This window comes from Streptomyces sp. NPDC003011, from assembly GCF_053591515.1.
Genome location: NZ_JBSFTY010000079.1, coordinates 20,574 through 37,962, shown reverse-complemented (window position 1 = coordinate 37,962; position 17,389 = coordinate 20,574). Strand labels below are relative to the sequence as shown.

General features: G+C 73.5%; 15 protein-coding genes. 4 read left to right on the top strand and 11 right to left on the bottom strand.

Annotated elements, in window-relative coordinates:
• The 7 genes from ACWD0J_RS32045 to ACWD0J_RS32015 all read right to left on the bottom strand — a co-directional run.
• Nucleotides 1–87 (bottom strand): hypothetical protein (locus ACWD0J_RS32045; protein ID WP_451499359.1); only part of this gene is annotated, 87 nt, incomplete at its 3' end.
• A gap of 40 nt (nt 88–127) precedes the next feature.
• Nucleotides 128–1,162 carry an NAD-dependent epimerase/dehydratase family protein gene (locus ACWD0J_RS32040; protein ID WP_451499356.1) on the bottom strand — a complete coding sequence of 345 codons (1,035 nt, stop codon included), beginning with the start codon at nt 1,160–1,162 and terminating at the stop codon, nt 128–130.
• Nucleotides 1,163–1,243: 81 nt separating this feature from the next.
• A complete protein-coding gene (locus ACWD0J_RS32035) occupies nt 1,244–1,969 on the bottom strand; it encodes a lysophospholipid acyltransferase family protein (protein WP_451499355.1) in 726 nt (241 codons plus the stop codon).
• A 488-nt stretch (nt 1,970–2,457) separates the two neighbouring features.
• Entirely contained in the window at nt 2,458–4,914 is a 2,457-nt protein-coding gene (locus tag ACWD0J_RS32030) for a SpoIIE family protein phosphatase (RefSeq protein WP_451499354.1), read from the bottom strand.
• 823 nt (nt 4,915–5,737) lie between these two features.
• Nucleotides 5,738–6,973 (bottom strand): ornithine--oxo-acid transaminase, encoded by a 1,236-nt coding sequence (rocD, locus tag ACWD0J_RS32025; RefSeq protein WP_451499353.1) that lies wholly within the window; start codon nt 6,971–6,973, stop codon nt 5,738–5,740.
• Nucleotides 6,970–7,818 (bottom strand): dimethylargininase, encoded by an 849-nt coding sequence (gene ddaH / locus ACWD0J_RS32020; protein ID WP_451499352.1) that lies wholly within the window; start codon nt 7,816–7,818, stop codon nt 6,970–6,972. The genes rocD and ddaH overlap by 4 nt, the downstream gene beginning before the upstream one ends.
• 123 nt (nt 7,819–7,941) lie before the next feature.
• Complete coding sequence (locus ACWD0J_RS32015) at nt 7,942–8,469, bottom strand: Lrp/AsnC family transcriptional regulator (RefSeq protein WP_451499351.1); 528 nt, start codon at nt 8,467–8,469, stop codon at nt 7,942–7,944.
• 100 nt (nt 8,470–8,569) lie between these two features.
• Here ACWD0J_RS32015 and ACWD0J_RS32010 point away from each other — a divergent pair, with 100 nt between their 5' ends.
• Genes ACWD0J_RS32010 through ACWD0J_RS31995 form a run of 4 tightly spaced genes read left to right on the top strand, consistent with a single transcriptional unit; the run spans nt 8,570 to nt 12,614 of the window.
• On the top strand, nt 8,570–9,319 hold the full coding sequence (locus tag ACWD0J_RS32010) for a LytR/AlgR family response regulator transcription factor (RefSeq protein WP_451499350.1): 750 nt from the start codon (nt 8,570–8,572) through the stop codon (nt 9,317–9,319).
• Between the two features lies 1 nt (nt 9,320).
• A complete protein-coding gene (locus ACWD0J_RS32005) occupies nt 9,321–9,680 on the top strand; it encodes a hypothetical protein (protein WP_451499349.1) in 360 nt (119 codons plus the stop codon).
• Nucleotides 9,681–9,690: 10 nt separating this feature from the next.
• Nucleotides 9,691–11,403: a sodium/solute symporter gene (locus tag ACWD0J_RS32000; protein ID WP_451499348.1), complete on the top strand. Its 1,713-nt coding sequence runs from the start codon at nt 9,691–9,693 to the stop codon at nt 11,401–11,403.
• Nucleotides 11,400–12,614 (top strand): sensor histidine kinase, encoded by a 1,215-nt coding sequence (locus ACWD0J_RS31995; protein WP_451499347.1) that lies wholly within the window; start codon nt 11,400–11,402, stop codon nt 12,612–12,614. The genes ACWD0J_RS32000 and ACWD0J_RS31995 overlap by 4 nt, the downstream gene beginning before the upstream one ends.
• A 109-nt stretch (nt 12,615–12,723) precedes the next feature.
• Here the strand turns inward: ACWD0J_RS31995 and ACWD0J_RS31990 are convergent, their stop codons facing one another.
• The 4 genes from ACWD0J_RS31990 to ACWD0J_RS31975 all read right to left on the bottom strand — a co-directional run bounded on the left by ACWD0J_RS31990 (nt 12,724) and on the right by ACWD0J_RS31975 (nt 17,345).
• Nucleotides 12,724–12,894, bottom strand: a complete 171-nt coding sequence (locus ACWD0J_RS31990) for a hypothetical protein (RefSeq protein ID WP_451499346.1) — start codon at nt 12,892–12,894, stop codon at nt 12,724–12,726.
• A 13-nt stretch (nt 12,895–12,907) separates the two neighbouring features.
• Nucleotides 12,908–14,782 (bottom strand): protein kinase domain-containing protein, encoded by a 1,875-nt coding sequence (locus ACWD0J_RS31985; RefSeq protein ID WP_451499345.1) that lies wholly within the window; start codon nt 14,780–14,782, stop codon nt 12,908–12,910.
• Nucleotides 14,783–14,810: 28 nt separating this feature from the next.
• Complete coding sequence (locus tag ACWD0J_RS31980) at nt 14,811–16,235, bottom strand: DUF6777 domain-containing protein (RefSeq protein WP_451499358.1); 1,425 nt, start codon at nt 16,233–16,235, stop codon at nt 14,811–14,813.
• Nucleotides 16,236–16,394: 159 nt separating this feature from the next.
• Nucleotides 16,395–17,345 (bottom strand): cytochrome c oxidase assembly protein, encoded by a 951-nt coding sequence (locus ACWD0J_RS31975; RefSeq protein ID WP_451499344.1) that lies wholly within the window; start codon nt 17,343–17,345, stop codon nt 16,395–16,397.
• Nucleotides 17,346–17,389: the final 44 nt, after the last annotated feature.

Below are 17,389 nucleotides of genomic sequence, written 5' to 3'. Positions count from 1 at the left end.
GCTCTGCCAGCCGAAGGGTGCCCTGCTCTCCTGGCTGCCGCGGAAGGTGTAGTGCACCACTCCCTGGCAGTCGCGTTGGTTGTACATCGCGGGCGGCCGTCACCGACGGCCGCCCCCCTTCCCCTCGCTACACGTTCCGCGTCTCCAGGTACGCGTCCTCCGCCGCGTAGTCGAAGAGGTCGCCGTACGCCTGGAACATCTTCGGACAGGCCTGACGCCAGTCCCGTCCGGCCAGCTGCCGCTCGATCCACGCGACGGTGTCCGGCAGGGTCCGGGCGTACGGGGCCACCGGACGGTAGCCCAACTCCCGTTCGGCGGCGCTCATGTCGCAGACCACGGGCATCGGCACCGACCACGGCGTCGCCCCCACCGTGGGCGCGGGCGGCGGGCCGTCCACCAGGACGCTCTCCCGCTCCACGCCCATCACCGCGTCGATCGCCCGGGCGATCTCGGCCACGGTCGGCGCGTCCGGGTCCACGGCGTTGAGCGCCCGGGTGCCCGGCCGCGCGGCGGCCAGCCGGATCAGCTCCGCGAGGGTGTGGACGCTCGCCGGGTGGAACCGGCTCTCGCCGCCGTAGGAGAGAACGCGCCGCGGCCGGCCGTCCAGGTTGCGTTTGACGAAGTACAGCTCGCGCGGGGTCCGGCAGTGCGGTCCGTGGATCGCGCCGGCCCGCAGCAGCGTGGCCGGCAGCCGGTCGCCCGCGGCGAGCAGATCGCGCTCCAGCCCCGCCTTGCGGGTGCTGTACGAGGCGTCGCCGGGCCGGACGGTCCGCTGATCCTCCCGGATCGGCACCGGGTACCGGGGAAAGCCGTCCGGCTCGTCCTGCGTGTCGAAGTTACGGCCCTCGTCGTCCTCGTACACCGAGACGCTGGAGATCACCACGGCCGAGCCCACGCGGTCGGCCAGCGAGATCAACTGCCGTGCGTGTGCCGGCCCGAAGGCGACCATGTCCACCAGCACGTCGCAGCCGTCGCCGACCGCCGCGGCCAGGGCGGCGTCGTCCTCCCGGTCGGCCCGCGCGACCCGTACGTCCTCGGGCCAGCCGGCGTCCCGTCCGCCGCCCCGGGAGACGGCCGTCACCTCCCAGCCGTCCCGGGCCAGCGCGCCCACCGCCACCCGCCCGATCTGTCCCGTCGCTCCGATCACCACAGCACGTCTCATGCCCTGACCGTACGGTCGGGGCAGCCCGGCGACCCAGGGTTCTTCGCCGACAGCAGAGGCTCGACCGCCGGCAGCGGAGGCTCAACGCAACGGCAGCCGCGGGAACCTGCGCTCCCGCTCGGTGCGCGCGGCGGCCTCCTCGGCCTTCGCCACGGCCGCGTACTGGTCGACGTACTCCTGCTCGGACAGCGACAGGATGGCGTACATGATCTCGTCGGTGATCGCGCGCAGGATCGCCTTCTCGTTCTCCATGCCGGCGTAGCGGGAGAAGTCCAGGGGCTCGCCGAAGCGGATCACCACGGGGTGGATGTTCGGGATCCGCTTGCCGGGCGGCTGCGCCTCGAAGGTACCGATCATCGCGCACGGGACCACCGGGACCTGCGCCTTCAGCGCCATCACCGCGACGCCCACCTTGCCCTTGTAGAGCCGCCCGTCGTGGGAGCGGGTGCCTTCGGGGTAGATGCCGAGCAGTTCGTCCTTGCTCAGCACGCCCAGCCCCTCACGGATGGCGGCCTGCCCCGCCTCCTTGCCGGACCGGTCCACCGGGATCTGCCCGGCGCTGCGGAAGAAGGCCGCGGTCAGCCGGCCCCTGACGCCGGGGCCGGTGAAGTACTCGGCCTTCGCGAGGAAGGTGATGCGCCGCTTCAGCACGGCCGGCATCAGGAAGTGGTCGGAAAAGGACAGATGATTGCCCGCGATGATCGCCGGGCCGGTGTCCGGTACGTGTTCGAGGCCTTCGATACGGGGCCGGAAGACCAGTTTCAGCAGGGGGCCCAGCAACACGTACTTGAGCACGTAATAGAACAACGGGTCGCTCCTCACTCCGGCGGATCGGCCGGGCCGCCGCGTTCCAGCAGGTCAACCGGCGTGTTGCGGGGCTGCCAGTTTAGGGGCACGAGGGAATCGGGGGAACCGGGTCCGGTCGGCCACCCGGACCCGCACCAGGGCCTGTTGAGGACCTGTCCCGACCGGGGCTCCCACCGGGTCGCTGCCGCTCACCGGATCCCACCAGGCCCTTCCCCCTCACGGGTTCCCCTGACTGGTTCCCCCTGACCGGTTCCCGCTCAGCGGCTTTCCTCACAGCGGCTCCTCCGCACAGCCGCACGATGACGAGTGCGGTGTCGTCGGTCGCGCCCCCGGAGGCAGCGGGTCCAGCAGGACGGCGTCCGCGAAGGTCTCGCAATCCGCCTCGCGGTGCCCGGCGTGGGAGCCGGCGAGCCGGGACAGGCGAGTACCGGCCCGGTACGTCCAGCGCCTGTGCCTGTGCCTGTGCCCACGGTATGCGGGGCCCGAGGTCATACCGGTGGATCCGTCAGGGACTGCTCCGCCCAGATGATCTTCCCCTCGGGGGCGAAACGGGTGCCCCACCGCTGGGTGAACTGGGAGACCAGCAGCAGCCCCCGCCCGCCCTCGTCCGTGGTGCGCGGATGCCGCAGGTGCGGGGCGGTGGCGCCGCCGTCGAACACCTCGCAGATCAGCGTCCGCTCCCTGATCAGACGCAGCCGGACGGGGCCGGTGGCGTGCCGGATGGCGTTGGTGACCAGTTCGCTGACCACCAGCTCCGTGGTGAAGGCCAGCTCCTCCAGGTCCCACTCGGTGAGCTGCCGGGCCGCCGCCTTGCGCGCCTCCGCGACGACGGCCGGGTCGCCGGGCAGGTCCCAGTCCGCGACCTGGTCGCCGCCGAGGAGCCGGGTACGGGCCATCAGCAGGGCCACGTCGTCGTGCGGACGGTCCGGGACCAGCGCCTCGACCACACTCCGGCAGCGCAGCTCGAGCGAGCCCGCCTCCTGCTCCAGAGCCCGGCGCAGCCGCTCCCGGTCCGCGTCGACGGCCCGGCCGGACCCGCCGGCCAGCAGACCGTCGGTGTGCAGGGCCAGCGTGCTGCCCTCCGCCAGGGCCACCTCGACCGACTGGAAGGGCGGTCCGCCCGCGCCGAGCGGCGGCCCCTGCGGCAGGTCGACGAACATGACGCCGCCGTCGGGCAGCACCACGGCGGGCGCGGGATGGCCCGCGGCCGCCATCACGCACTGCCCGTCGACGGGGTCGTAGATGACGTAGAGACACCCGGAGCCCACGGCCCACGTGCTGTCGGCTCCGCCGGGGTCCTGCCCGACGCCCTCCTCCCGGGCCGCCGTCGCCACCAGGTCGTCGAGGTGGGCGAGCACCTCCTCGGGCGGCAGATCCAGCGCCGCGAGCGTCCGTACGGCGGTCCGCAGCCCGCCCATAGCGGCGGCGGCGCCGATGCCGTGGCCCGGGACCTCGCCCACCACCAGGGCGACGCGCGAGCCGGACAGCGGGATCAGGTCGTACCAGTCGCCGCCGAGGCCGGTCAGCTCGTCGGCCGGCCGATAGCAGGCGGCCACCTCCACCGCGCACTGCTCGGGCAGCCGGTGCGGGAGCAGATTGCGCTGCAGGACCAGGGCGGCGTCCCGTTCTCGGGTGTAGCGGCGGGCGTTGTCCACGCACACGGCCGCCCGTGACACGAGATCCTCGGCCAGGTGCAGGTCGTCCTCGTCGAAGGGCTCCTGGTGGCGCCGCCGGAAGAACGTGGTGACGCCGAGGGTGACACCCCGGGCCCGGACCGGCACCACCAGCACGCTGTGCAGGCCAAGGTCCAGGAAGGTCCTCTCCGGGCCGGCGGGGGAGTCGGTGCCCCACTCCGGGGCGAGCGGGTCGAGGCGCTCCCCGCGCCAGGAGCGGCCCTTGGCCAGACAGCGGATCGGGGGCGAGCCGGGCGGGTACACGATGTCGTCGCCGATGCCGACGGTCCGGGTCACGTCGGGGTCCGCCGACTGCCGTCCCGCCCGCCGCAGCCGCACCGGCCCCGATCCGTCCCACGGGCCGGGCGCCGGCTCCGCTCCCCGCAGCACCGACTCCAGCAGGTCCACGATGACGAGGTCGGCGAACGCCGGCACGGCCACGTCGGCCAGTTCCTGCGCGGTCCGCACGATGTCCAGGCTGCGGCCGATCTGTTCGCCGGCCCGGTCGAGCAGGGCCAGCCGCTGCCGGGCGCGGTGCCGGGCGGTGATGTCCACGACGGTGTAGTAGACGCCCATCGGGTGACCCCGCTCGTCCTCGAGCCGGGTGAACGACAGCACGTGCGCGGTCTCGCGGTGCGGCGCGGACCGAACGTGCCCGACGTGCTCGTAGCCGACGACCGTCTCCCCGGTCGCCAGCACGTGCCGCATCTGCGCCTCCACGGCCTCGGAGTCCAGGCCCGGCTGCACGTCCGCCAGCCGCAGGCCGAGCCGCCCCTGCGGCGGTCCGCCGCCGAACCGGGCCAGGGCGTCGTTCGACCACACGAACCGCAGGTCCGTGTCCACGACGGCGATGCCGATGGGGGAGCGGGCGACCATCTGCTCCAGCACCGTGCGGTGCATGTTCCAGCCGGGGGCGTCGGCCATCCCGGACAGCAGCACCAGCCAGCGCGAGGGGCCGCGGGCCTCCTCGGCGGCGGCGATCCGCGCCATGACCCTGACCGGCGTCCCGTCGCCGCGCCGCACCCACAGCAGCCCCGCCCAGCCGCCGTCCCTGCGCCACCGCTCGACCAGCTCCGGCACCCGCCCGGCGTCCTCGGCGGCCACCAGGTCGGCCAGGCGGGTGCCCACCACCTCGGCGGCCGGGTACGCCAGCAGCCGCTGCGCCTCGGCGCTCCAGCTCGTCACCACCCCCGCCGCGTCGAGCAGCAGGGGCGCGGCGTCGGCCACGTCGAACCGCCGACGGGCAACGTCGTGCTCCTCGTCTGTGCCCACGGCCGACCTCTCTGTCGCTGAGAGTGGTCTACCACTACTTGACTCAATCTTGCCCCTCGACGACCGGACCGCGCGGCCCCACGACACCGAGGCGACGGCCGACCGGACCACTCCGCCCCCGACGGCGGCCCCCCCACGAAGGCCTCCTCCCGCACGGACCGGCCGGCCCACCCGCCCTGGCACCAAGGCCGGCCGTACACCCGGAGCGGGCACGACCGCCCTCGGCGGGCTGCTCGGGCACCACCGGCCCTGGCACCGAGGCCGGCCGTATGCCCGGGGCGGGCACGACCGCCCCCGGTGGGCTGCTCGGGCGCCGTCGGCCCTGGCACCGAGGCCGGCCGTATGCCCGGGGTGGGCACGACCGCCCTCGATGGACCGCTCGGGCGCCATCGGCTGGCTCCGCGCCTCGGTGGACTGCTCGGGCATCACCGCCTCGACGCGTGCCTCGGCGGGCTGCTCGGGCACCGTCGGCTCGATCCGCGCCTCGGCGGACCGTTCGGGCACCGCCCAGCCCGCCCCCGAGCCCGGCCCGCCCCCGAGCCGAGGCTGCCCCCGCGCGAGGCCGCCCCCGCAGACCGTGCCCTCCCTCACCTCACGGAGTGGGGTCCGGTTGCTCCGGCCGGCGGTTCGCGTGTCGGCCGGTGTCGGAAATGCGGCGCGGGCAGTCCCGGCCGGCGTCGGACACCTGACGCGGGCAGTCCCGGCCGGTGTCGGACACGCGGCGTCGGACAGTGCCGGCCGGTGTCGGACACGCGGTGTCGGGCAGTGCCGGCCGGAGCAGGGGAGGAGCCCGCGTCGGGCAGCCCCGGCCGGCGTCGGGGGGTCAGCCCCGGGTCAGGACCCGCTCCAGTGCCCCCAGTGCCGTCGTGAGCTCCTCCTCGGTGATCGTCAGCGGTGGGGCCAGGCGGATGGTCGAGCCGTGGGTGTCCTTGGCCAGGACGCCCTCCCGGAGCAGGCGCTCGCCGATCTCGCGGCCCGTGCCGACGGCCGGGTCCACGTCGACGCCCGCCCACAGCCCGCGCGCCCGGAACCCGACGACTCCCTTGCCGGCCAGCGCGGTCAGCCCGTCGCGGAGCACCGTGCCCAGCTCGGCGGCCCGGCGCTGGAACTCACCCGTCTCCAGCAGCTCGACCACCGCCGTGCCGACCGCGGCGGCGAGCGGATTGCCGCCGAACGTCGACCCGTGCTCGCCCGGCCGCAGGACACCCAGCACGTCCCGGCGGGCGACCACCGCGGACACCGGGACGATGCCGCCACCGAGCGCCTTGCCCAGGAGCAGGACGTCGGGCACGACCGACTCGTGCTCGACGGCCAGCGTCCGGCCCGTGCGGCCGAGGCCCGACTGGATCTCGTCCGCGATGAACAGGCACCCCGCGCGGCGGGTCAGCTCACGCACGCCGGTCAGATAGCCCTCGTCCGGGATGACCACACCCGCCTCGCCCTGGATGGGCTCGATGAGCACCGCGGCCGTCGTCTCGTCGACCGCCGCCTCCAGCGCGGCCAGGTCGTTGTACGGCACGATCCGGAAGCCGGGCGTGAACGGCCCGAAGCCCGCCCGTGCCGTCTCGTCCGTGGAGAACGACACGATCGTCGTCGTCCGGCCGTGGAAGTTGTCCGCCGCGACCACGATCGTCGCGCGGTCGGCGGGCACGCCCTTCACCTCGTACGCCCACTTGCGGGCCACCTTGATCCCGCTCTCCACCGCCTCCGCGCCGGTGTTCATGGGCAGCACCATGTCCAGCCCCGTCAACTCCGCGAGCCGCTCGGCGAATTCGGCGAGCCGGTCGTTGTGGAAGGCGCGTGAGGTGAGGGTGAGGCGGTCGAGCTGCGCGTGCGCCGCCTCGACCAGCGCGGGGTGCCGGTGGCCGAAGTTGAGGGCCGAGTAACCGGCCAGCAGGTCGAGGTAGCGGCGGCCCTCGACGTCCTCCACCCAGACGCCCTCGGCACGGGCGACGACCACGGGCAGCGGGTGGTAGTTGTGCGCCAGCACCGGCTCCTCGGCGCGGATCAGGCCGGCGGAGGTGCGCGTACGGACAGGAACACGGACGGGAGCTGTCATGAGCGGATCTCCTGGGTGCAGCACTTGATGCCTCCGCCGGCCTTCTGGAACTCCGAGAGGTCGACGGGGACGGGGACATAGCCGCGGTCGGTGAGGCGGGAGGCGAGGGCTTCCGCCCGCGGGGCGATGAAGACATGGCGCCCGTCGGAGACGGAGTTCAGGCCGAACGTCATCGCGTCGTCACGGGTGGCCGGCACCGCGTCCGGGTACAGCCGCGCGAGCACCTCCCGGCTGCCCGGCGAGAACGCCTCCGGGTAGTACACGATGTTTCCGTCGTGCCCGTCGTGCCCGTCGTGCCCGTCGTGCCCGTCGTGCAGGACGAACAGGGCCGTGTCCAGGTGGTAGAAATACGGGTCCACCAGCGTCAGGCTGATCACCGGGTGGCCGAAGAACTCCTGGACCTCGCGGTGCGCCGAACGGGCCGTCCGGAACCCGGTGCCGGCCAGCATGTACCGGCCCGTCCACACCAGGTCGCCCTCGCCCTCGCAGACGGAGCCGGGACGGTGGACGTCGTAGCCCGCCGTCCTGAACCACGTCTCGTAGTGCGTGGACTCGGGGCGACGCTCGGGCGCGCGGAAGAGGGAGCCGAAGACCCGGCCGTCGACGACGACCGCCGAGTTCGCGGCGAAGACCATGTCCGGGAGACCGGGGACCGGCTCCACGATGTCGACGGTGTGCCCGTGCGCCCGGTAGGCGCGGATCAGTGTCTGCCACTGCTCCTGGGCGAGGTCGACGTCGACGCGGGTGTCGGGATGCATCCAGGGGTTGATCGCGTACTGCACGGCGAAGTGTCTGGGTTCGCAGACGAGGAAACGCCGTCGGCGCGGCACACGGGAATCGGTCACAGAGGGGTTCCTCCGCTTCCTGCGGTGTCGATGAGGGGTGACACCACCGTAGGAAGTGCCGCACACGGCCGACAAGGAACAGGAAGTGCGTGTTCACGCAGGAACACTGCGTCTACCGCCCTTTCAGCGCACGTCCGCTGCGTGCCCCGGCGCCTGCTCCGGCGCTTGCTCCGGCGCGATCTGGTTGGCGCCCGCCTCCGGGCTCTCCGGGAGGAGGTGGGACAGCACCATCACGCTGATCGTCTTCCGGATGAACGGCTCCACGCGGATCCGCTCCAGCACCTCCTCGAAGTGCTCGACATCCCGCGCCCGCACATGCAGCAGCGCGTCCGCCCCGCCGGTCACCGTCATCGCCGCGGTGATCTCCGGATGGTTGCGGACCACCTCCGCGAGCCGCCGGGGCGGTGCCGCACCCTCGCAGTACACCTCCACGTACGCCTCCGTACGCCAGCCCAGCGCCGACGGCCGCACCGTGGCCGTGAACCCGGTGATCACGCCGGAGTCGCGCAGCCGGTCCACCCGCCGCTTGACCGCCGTCGCGGAGAGCCCGACCACTGCGCCGATCTCGGCGAAGCTGCTCCTGGCGTTCGCCATCAGCGCGGTGAGGATCTTCCGGTCGAGCTCGTCGAACGGCGTGGGCCTGCTGTTCATCCGGGCACTGTACCCAGCCCCCGCGGGTGCCTCGCCCGACGCCGAGGTCCGCACCCCGGCAGATGTCCAGGCGTACGAATTACTCCTACACTCCACCTTCATGCTGCGCGCCCTGGCTGTCGACGACGAACGCCCCTCGCTGGAGGAACTGCTCTACCTCCTGAACGCAGACCCCCGCATCGGCAGCGCGGAGGGCGCCGGTGACGCGACCGAGGCCCTGCGCCGGATCAACCGCGCGCTGGAGTCGGGCCCGGACGGGCCCGAGGCGATCGACGTCGTCTTCCTCGACATCCACATGCCCGGCCTCGACGGACTGGACCTCGCCCGCCTGCTCACCGGGTTCGCCAAGCCGCCGCTGGTCGTGTTCGTCACCGCGCACGAGGACTTCGCCGTCCAGGCCTTCGACCTCAAGGCCGTCGACTACGTGCTCAAACCCGTGCGCAAGGAACGGCTCGCGGAGGCCGTCCGGCGGGCCGCCGAACGCAGCGACTCCGGCCCCCGCATACCCGTCCACGAGCCCGACCCCGACCACATACCCGTCGAACTCGGCGGCGTCACCCGTTTCGTCTCCGTCGACGACATCACGCACGTCGAGGCCCAGGGCGACTACGCCCGCCTCCACACCGACCGGGGCAGCCATCTCGTCCGCATCCCGCTGTCCGCTCTGGAGGAGCGCTGGCGTTCCCGCGGCTTCGTCCGCATCCACCGCCGCCACCTGGTCGCCCTGCGCCACATCGGCGAGCTGAGGCTGGACGCGGGCACGGTGAGTGTCCTGGTCGGCTCCGAGGAACTCCAGGTCAGCCGCCGCCACGCCCGCGAGCTGCGGGACCTGCTGATGAGGAGGTCGTGACGTGCCGCAGAACCCCACCGAACGCCGGGTCGTCGTCATCGGCCCGCCCCGCCGCGTCCGCCGCGTCTCCGGTTATTACCGCCCGCGCACCGAGATCGACGAACAGACCACCCTCGGCCACACCTACGTCCGCTCCCTGATGCGCACCCAACTGCGTGCCGCCCTCGCGGTGTTCGCGGTCCTCGGCCTGCTCATCGGCCCGCTCCCGCTGCTGTTCGCCGCGCTGCCGGACGCCCGCCGCCTGGAGTGGGCCGTCCTCGGCTTCGGCCTCTACGCCCCGCTGGTCCTGCTCGCCCGCTGGTACGTGCGCCGGGCCGAACGCAACGAGCGGGACTTCGTGCGCCTCGTCGAAGACCGGTGAACTGAGCCGGATGAACTCGAACTACGCGGTCCCCGCCGTCGCCCTGGTCGTCGTCGCCACCGTCCTCGTCGGCGCCTTCGGCCTGCGCATCTCCCGCACCACCTCCGACTTCTACGTCGCCTCCCGCACCGTCGGCCCCCGCCTCAACGCGGCCGCCATCAGCGGCGAGTACCTCTCCGCCGCCTCCTTCCTCGGCATCGCCGGCCTGGTCCTGGTGCAGGGCCCCGACATGCTCTGGTACCCGGTCGGCTACACCGCCGGCTATCTGGTCCTGCTCCTGTTCGTCGCCGCCCCGCTGCGCCGCTCCGGCGCCTACACGCTGCCCGACTTCGCCGAGGCCCGGCTCGCCTCCCAGGCGGTACGGCGGCTCGCGGGCGCCTTCGTCGTCGGTGTCGGCTGGCTCTACCTGCTGCCCCAGCTCCAGGGTGCCGGGCTGACGCTGACCGTGCTGACCGGGGCGCCCGGATGGCTCGGCGGAGTGATCGTGGCGGCCGTCGTGGTCGCCACCGTCGCCGCCGGCGGCATGCGCAGCATCACCTTCGTGCAGGCCTTCCAGTACTGGCTCAAACTCACCGCCCTGCTCGTCCCCGCCCTCTTCCTGGTGCTCGCCTGGCAGGGCGACGGGGCACCCCGGCACGCCTTCGAGGAACCGGCCACCTTCCGCGAGCAGCGGACCGTCCGCGTCGACGCCGGCCTCGACCTCAAGCTGGCCGCCCCCCTCACGGTCACGGTGAGCGGCACGGTCGACGGCCGCCCGTACGACGACGAGCGGCTCCGGCTGCCCGCCGGCACCCACCGCGTCGAACAGGGCACCCGCCTCGCCTTCGAGCGGGGCGCGGCCGTCCCGGCCGCCGACCGCGGCAGCAACGGCGGCATGTCGACCTCCCTCGCCGCGGGCCGCGAGGAACGCCCGCTGTACGCCACGTACGGACTGATCCTCGCCACCTTCCTCGGCACCATGGGCCTGCCGCACGTCGTCGTCCGCTTTTACACCAGCCCGCACGGCGTCGCCGCCCGCCGCACCACGGTCGTCGTGCTCGCCCTGATCGGCGGCTTCTACCTGCTGCCGCCCGTCTACGGCGCGCTCGGCCGGCTCTACGCCCCCGAGCTCACCCTGACCGGCGACGCGGACGCCGCCGTCCTGCTGCTGCCCGAGCGGGTCATCGGCGGCCTCGGCGGTGACCTGCTCGGCGCGCTGATCGCGGGCGGGGCCTTCGCCGCGTTCCTGTCCACGGCCTCCGGGCTGACCATGGCGGTCGCGGGCGTGCTCACCCAGGACGTGCTGCCCTCGCGCGGGGTACGGCACTTCCGGCTGGGCACGGTGCTCGCCATGGCCGTACCGCTCGCCGCGAGCGTTCTGGCCGGCGGACTGCCCGTCGCGGACGCGGTGGGACTGGCCTTCGCCGTGTCGGCCTCCTCCTTCTGCCCGCTGCTCGTCCTCGGCATCTGGTGGCGGCGGCTGACCCCGCCGGGCGCGGCGGCGGGCATGCTGGTCGGCGGCGGCTGCGCGTTCGCCGCCGTGGCCGCGACCATGGCGGGCTTCCCGGGCACCGGCCCGCTGCACGCCCTGCTCGCCTGGCCCGCGCTCTGGTCGGTGCCGCTGGCGTTCCTCACCATGGTGCTGGTGTCCCTGGCGACGGCCGGGCGGGTGCCGGCGGGGACGGCGGCGATCCTGGCCCGCTTCCACCTGCCGGAGGAACTGCGGGCGGAGGTGAAGGCATGAGCGGGTTCCTGGCCGGACTGTGCGTGGCGATCCTCCCGCTGCTGGCCGCCGGCTTCTGGCTCGGCCGGCGCACCGCCCGCCCGCAGAACCTCGGCGGACTCGGCACGCCCGTCGAGCACGCCACCTTCGAGACCCTGCACACCGCCTCCCTCGCCGCGCCCCCGCTGCGGGCGGGCCTCACGGAGGAGACCGCGCGCAAGTCGGCCCGCCGGCTGCGCACCCTGCTCGGCACCGACGCGCTGTGTCTGACCGACCAGGAGGAGGTCCTGGTCTGGGACGGCGTGGGCGGCCACCACCGCGCCGAGATCATGGAACGCCTCGCCGGGCCCCTGGAGACCGGCCGCGGCGAGGCCTTCCGGCTCACGTGCGACACGCCCGACTGCCCGGTGCGCTGGGCGGTGGTCACCCCGCTCACCGTCGACGACCGCGTCCACGGCGCCCTGGTCGCCTGCGCGCCGCGCGAGTCCGCGGTCCTGGTCCGGGCGGCCGGAGAGGTCGCCCGCTGGGTGTCCGTGCAGCTCGAACTCGCCGACCTCGACCAGTCCCGCACCCGCCTCATCGAGGCCGAGATCAAGGCCCTGCGCGCCCAGATCTCCCCGCACTTCATCTTCAACTCGCTCGCGGTGATCGCCTCGTTCGTCCGCACCGACCCCGAACGCGCCCGCGAACTGCTCCTGGAGTTCGCCGACTTCACCCGCTACTCGTTCCGCAGACACGGCGACTTCACCACGCTGGCCGACGAACTCCACGCCATCGACCACTACCTGGCGCTCGTCCGGGCACGCTTCGGCGACCGCCTTTCGGTCACCCTGCAGATCGCCCCCGAGGTGCTGCCGGTGGCCCTGCCGTTCCTCTGCCTCCAGCCGCTCGTCGAGAACGCCGTCAAGCACGGCCTGGAGGGCAAGGCGGTGCTCGCCGGCAAGAGCCACATCAGCATCACCGCACAGGACGCCGGCGCCGAGGCCCTCGTCGTCATCGAGGACGACGGCGCGGGCATGGACCCCGCCCTGCTGCGCCGCATCCTCGCGGGCGAGGTCAGCCCGTCCGGCGGGATCGGACTGTCCAACGTCGACGACCGGCTCCGCCAGGTGTACGGGGACGACTACGGCCTCGTCATCGAGACCGCCGTCGGCGCCGGCATGAAGATCACCGCCCGGCTGCCGAAGTACCAGCCGGGAGTGCACTCCGCGAGCCGCCTTACCGGCGCCTGACGGACATCCGCGACGCCCGAGGCCGTCCCCGCCACATCCGGCGGGTCCCCGCCGCATCCGGCGGCCGGCCGCCGTGCCCGGCGGTCCCGGGCTGCTCGTGGCGGCCTCGTCACGTGCCGCGGGTGGCCACCATCGCGAGGGTGAGCAGCCCCAGCACGACCCAGCCGAACCACAGCCAGCCGTTGCTGCCGAGCGCCACCGTGTAGGCGGTCACCGCGACGAGTCCGCCGACGGTGAGCACCCCCATCGTCTTCGTCGAGCTGTCCGTGGAACCGGGCATCGCGACACCCTCCTCATGGTCCGTCTCCCTCCATGGTGCCCCCGTTCTGCCTCCGCACGGTGCACACGACGAAATGTGTGCCGTTCTTCCAGGGCCCCTCGCTCGTCCAGGAGCCCGCCGTGTACACCGACGGGTCGAACCCGTAGTCGCCCGGCGGCACCTCACGCCCGCACGCCACGTCCGACTCCGTACGCGCCTCGGCGAGCGTGACCTCGGCACCCAGCCGGGTGAACCCGAGCACCTCCTCGTCGTGCGGCCCGGCGCAGGACACCAGCCGGGCGTCCCGGTTGGAGCGGACGTCCAGACAGTCCCGCTTCTGCATGGTCGCCGTGTCCGCGAAGGCCGAGCCGGGCTTCCGGTGGCCGTCCAGCGGCCCGTGGACCGGCCCGTGCGCGCCCAGCACCAGACAGGCGGTGCGCCGCCCGGCCGCCCGGAACCCCTCGTCGGTCGGCACCACGGCGAGCGCGCGCACATCGGCGAGCTTCTCCCGGACCTCCCGCGTCCGCTCCTCGCACCGGGCCGGCCCCAGCCGTCGCGCCTCGTCCGCCGACGCCGCCTCCACGAGGGCCAGCACCTGTCCGTCCGGCACCTGGTCCGCGCAGGTGGGATCCAGCGCCAGCCGGGGCACGCCCTGGAAACGGGCGGCGCCCGCCCAGTCGGCGAGCACGCAGTCGCCCTGCCGCAGCGGCTTCGCCAGCCCGACCGCCTCCCCGTACGGCGGCCCGGTCCCGTCACCGGACCGGTCGGCGATGGCGTACCAGACCCCGCCCAGCGCGAGCGCCAGCCCGAGCCCGCAGGCGACGACGGCCCGCAGCGCGGGCGACCGCTCACGCCGCCGCCGGCCCGGCTCGGCCGTGGTCGGCGGGGGTGGCCCGAGGACGTGCGGCGGCGCGAACGGCTCCGCGGCCGGCCCGGACCCGGACGGCCCGTACCCCTGCGGATCCCCCGGCGGCGCGGGCGCCCCCGCCCAGGGAGGCTGCGACCCCAGGTCGGTCCGGGTGCGGGCGTACGCCTCCGGCTGCGGGGCGACGATCCGCGACAGCGCGGCCTCGGTCTCCGCCGCCGTCAGCCGCCGGTCGGGGTCCTTCGCCAGCAGGGCCCCGAGGACGGGCCCCAGCGCCCCGGCCTGCTCGGTCGGCCGTGGCTCCTCCATCACCACCGCGGTGATCTCGGCGAGGTGCGACTCCCGTTCGAAGGGCCCCAGACCCTCCACCGCGTGATAGAGGGTGCAGCCCAGCGAGAACAGGTCGGCGGCCGGGGTGGGCGCCCCGCCCGTGGCGCGCTCGGGCGCCAGATACCCCGCCGTGCCCACGAGCACGGACGCCCGTGTGTACCGCGTCTCACCGGCGTCCGGCCGCACGGAGATGCCGTAGTCCATGAGCAGGACCCGTCCGTACGGCGCTCCCGTGCGGTCCGGCGCCAGCAGGATGTTCGCCGGTTTCACGTCCCGGTGCAGCACACCCCGCTCGTGCCCGGCGGTCAGCGCGTCGAGCACGGCCAGCCCGACGCGGGCGCACTCGGCCGGGGCCAGCGGCCCGCGCGTCTCGACCAGATCGCGCAGGTCCACGGCGCCCGCCACGTGCTCCATGACGATCCACGGCAGCCCCTCGTGCTCCAGCACGTCGTGCACGGTCACCACATGCGGATGGCCGCGCAGCCCGGCCGCGTGCCGGGCCTCCGCACGGGCCCGGGCGACCCGCGCCTCCCGCTCGTGACCGGCCTCGGCCGGGTCGCGGAACACGATCTCCTTGAGCGCGACCTCGCAGGCGAGTCTCTGGTCGTGGGCGAGCCACACATGGCCCATCCCGCCGCTGCCGAGCCGGTCCAGCAGCACATAGCGGCCGGCGACGACCCGGCCCACTCCCGACGTCGGTGATCCTGAGGGCATCCGGTGACTCCCGGGTTCTGCGGAGGCGCTACGTACGCGCGCCGACGGTCGGCTCGCCGGGCACCGGCCCACCGCGTGCCCTGACGCTCATGGCCGGCGCGCTGCTCGCGGGTGCGCTGCTCGCGGGTTCGCCGGGTTCGCCGGTGACCGGGTCACTGGTGACCGGGTCGCTCGGCGGAGGGGGTGCGCTGCTGCTGACCGGGTCGCCGGTCGGGGGCGCGCCGCTGACCTCCGGCGGCACGCTCGTCACCTGCGGCGGCGCGCCGGCCGGAGGATCGGAGGCGGGCGCCGTGTCCGACGCGGGCGAGGCCGGCCCGGAACCGGGGGCGGGGTCCGCCGACGACGGCGGCCCGGCATCGGGCGGTGGACTCGGCACCGGCGGATCCGATCCGGGCGGCGTACCGGACGAGGCACCGGACGAGGCACCGGACGAGGGCGCGGACGGAGAAGCTCCCGGCCCGCTCCCGGACGGCGGCGGCGCCGACGTCGACGCCGACGCCGACGGGCCGGAGGGCCCGGACGCCGGGGGAGCGGTCGTCCCACCGGAGGTGTCGCCCGACGTGTCGCCCCCGTCGCCCGAGGTGTCCCCGGGCGGAGCCCCGGAGTGGCCCCCGGCCACGGTCAGCGTCACGTACTGCCCGAACCGCAGCTCGGTCCCCGCCCGCGGGTCGGTCGCCGTGACCTTCGCCCCGTCCGGCGGCAGCCCCGTCCCGTCGTGGCCGGCCGCCAGCCCCGTGTCGGCCAGTCGCCGGCTCGCCTGCCCGAACGTGGTCCCCGCGAGGTCCGGCACCGCACGCCGCTGCCGTGTGTCGAACACGGCGTCGTCCTCGCCCGCCGTGCCGACCGGCCGGCTGATGCCCCGCGCGGGCTCCTCGACGTCGACCAGGGCGAGCCGTGCCAGGGTCCGGGAGGCGGGCCGCACGGCCACCACCGAGGAACGGTCGTATCCCTGCCACTTTTTGTTGCCGTCCTCGAACTCGACGGAGATCCGGCTCGTGTCCCCCTCGAAAGGCCGCAGCGGATTTCCGCATGAGCACTTCACGGCAGGAAGTCCCCGCTGATCCACGAGAATGGCGATTCCGGCCTGGAGAAGGGAGTGGTAAGGGACTGCCTTTCCCTTCTTGTAGTCGTGATTCTTCACGAGGGTGTCGTGACGCAGCAGAACAGGGGTGAGCCGTTCCAGATAATCCGGGATCCCGTCGGTGGTGATGTCCAGCGCGCGGGCCCATGCCCCGGCCTTCCGCTCGTTCGAAGGATCCGCGAGAAACTGTTCGAGCCGCTCGACGTCACAGACCGTCGGCTGCTTCGAGCCCCCGTACAGGCCCGGTGTGTCGCCCTGCCGGAGCCCGCCCCGCACGGGCCGCGACCGGACCTGGGCATCTGTGCCGAGTCCGCTGCTCTCGTCGAAGAACGGGGCCAGGGAGGGCACGCCCGCGGCGACCGCCTTCACCACCAACAAGGGCGCTTGCCTGTCACACCCGCTCAGGACAAGAACGAAAACCAGCAGACCCGCAATCTTTCTCGCGGGCCTTTGCATACATGCGTGACGCGTCATCACCGCTCCCCCTTGCGGTTCCCCCAACGCGCCTCATGCTACTGAATGAGAAGCCGTTCAACGCCCGCGTGCGTTCAATGAGGCCAAATAGGCGTTGTATGCCTCGAGTTCCTTGTCGCCGTCCCGGTCGGCGGCCCGGTCCGTGCGCCGGGCCTGCCGCTGTTCGGACCTGTACCACTGGAACAGCAGTGCGATCAGCACCAGCACGGACGGAATCTCACTGAACGCCCAGGCGATACCGCCGGCCGCGTTCTGGTCCGAGAGCGCGTCGATACCGAGGGAGGCGGGCGGGTTCTTGAACGTCCCGACCATCGGCTCGGACGCCATCATGAGCGCGATGCCGAAGAAGGCGTGGAAGGGCATGCCGGCGAACAGTTCCAGCATCCGCATCAGATAGCCGGGGCGGTTGGGACCCGGGTCCACTCCCATGATCGGCCAGAAGAAGACCACGCCGACGGCGAGGAAGTGCACCATCATCGCGACGTGCCCCGTCTTGGACCCCATCAGGAAGTCGAAGATCGGCGTGAAGTACAGCGCGTACAGGCTCGCGATGAAGAGCGGGATGGTGAACGCCGGGTGGGTGATGATCCGCATGTAATGGCTGTGCAGGAACATCAGCAGCACTTCCCGCGGCCCCTTGCGGCCGCGCCCCGCCGTGGGCAGCGCGCGCAGCGCCAGCGTGATCGGGGCGCCCAGCAGGAGCAGGATGGGCGACAGCATGCTGATCACCATGTGCTGCACCATGTGCACGCTGAACATGACCATGCCGTAGTCGTTCAGCCCGGTGCACATCACGAGTGCGATGCTCAGCACCCCGGTGACGTACGCGATCGTCCGGCCCACCGGCCACGCGTCCCCGCGCCGCCGCAGCCGCACGACGCCCCACCCGTACAGCGCGAGCCCGAGCAGGCAGGCCACGAGGAAGAAGGGGTCGGCCGACCACTGAAGTCCTCGCCCCAGCGTGAACGGCGGCAGGTCCATGGTCATGCCGTGCCCGCTGTGATCCATTCCGCCCGGCTCCTGATGCGTGGGGTTGTACGTGTCTGTCCGCC

What these genes read in the sequence shown, in the direction of transcription:
- ACWD0J_RS31995 (WP_451499347.1), top strand. Translation starts at nt 11,400, where the DNA reads ATGAGCGGGTTCCTGGCCGGACTGTGCGTGGCGATCCTCCCGCTGCTG.
- ACWD0J_RS31990 (WP_451499346.1), bottom strand. Translation starts at nt 12,894, where the DNA reads ATGCCCGGTTCCACGGACAGCTCGACGAAGACGATGGGGGTGCTCACC.
- ACWD0J_RS31975 (WP_451499344.1), bottom strand. Translation starts at nt 17,345, where the DNA reads ATGGATCACAGCGGGCACGGCATGACCATGGACCTGCCGCCGTTCACG.
- rocD (WP_451499353.1), bottom strand. Translation starts at nt 6,973, where the DNA reads ATGACAGCTCCCGTCCGTGTTCCTGTCCGTACGCGCACCTCCGCCGGC.
- ACWD0J_RS31985 (WP_451499345.1), bottom strand. Translation starts at nt 14,782, where the DNA reads ATGCCCTCAGGATCACCGACGTCGGGAGTGGGCCGGGTCGTCGCCGGC.
- ACWD0J_RS32015 (WP_451499351.1), bottom strand. Translation starts at nt 8,469, where the DNA reads ATGAACAGCAGGCCCACGCCGTTCGACGAGCTCGACCGGAAGATCCTC.
- ACWD0J_RS32040 (WP_451499356.1), bottom strand. Translation starts at nt 1,162, where the DNA reads ATGAGACGTGCTGTGGTGATCGGAGCGACGGGACAGATCGGGCGGGTG.
- ACWD0J_RS32010 (WP_451499350.1), top strand. Translation starts at nt 8,570, where the DNA reads ATGCTGCGCGCCCTGGCTGTCGACGACGAACGCCCCTCGCTGGAGGAA.
- ACWD0J_RS32000 (WP_451499348.1), top strand. Translation starts at nt 9,691, where the DNA reads ATGAACTCGAACTACGCGGTCCCCGCCGTCGCCCTGGTCGTCGTCGCC.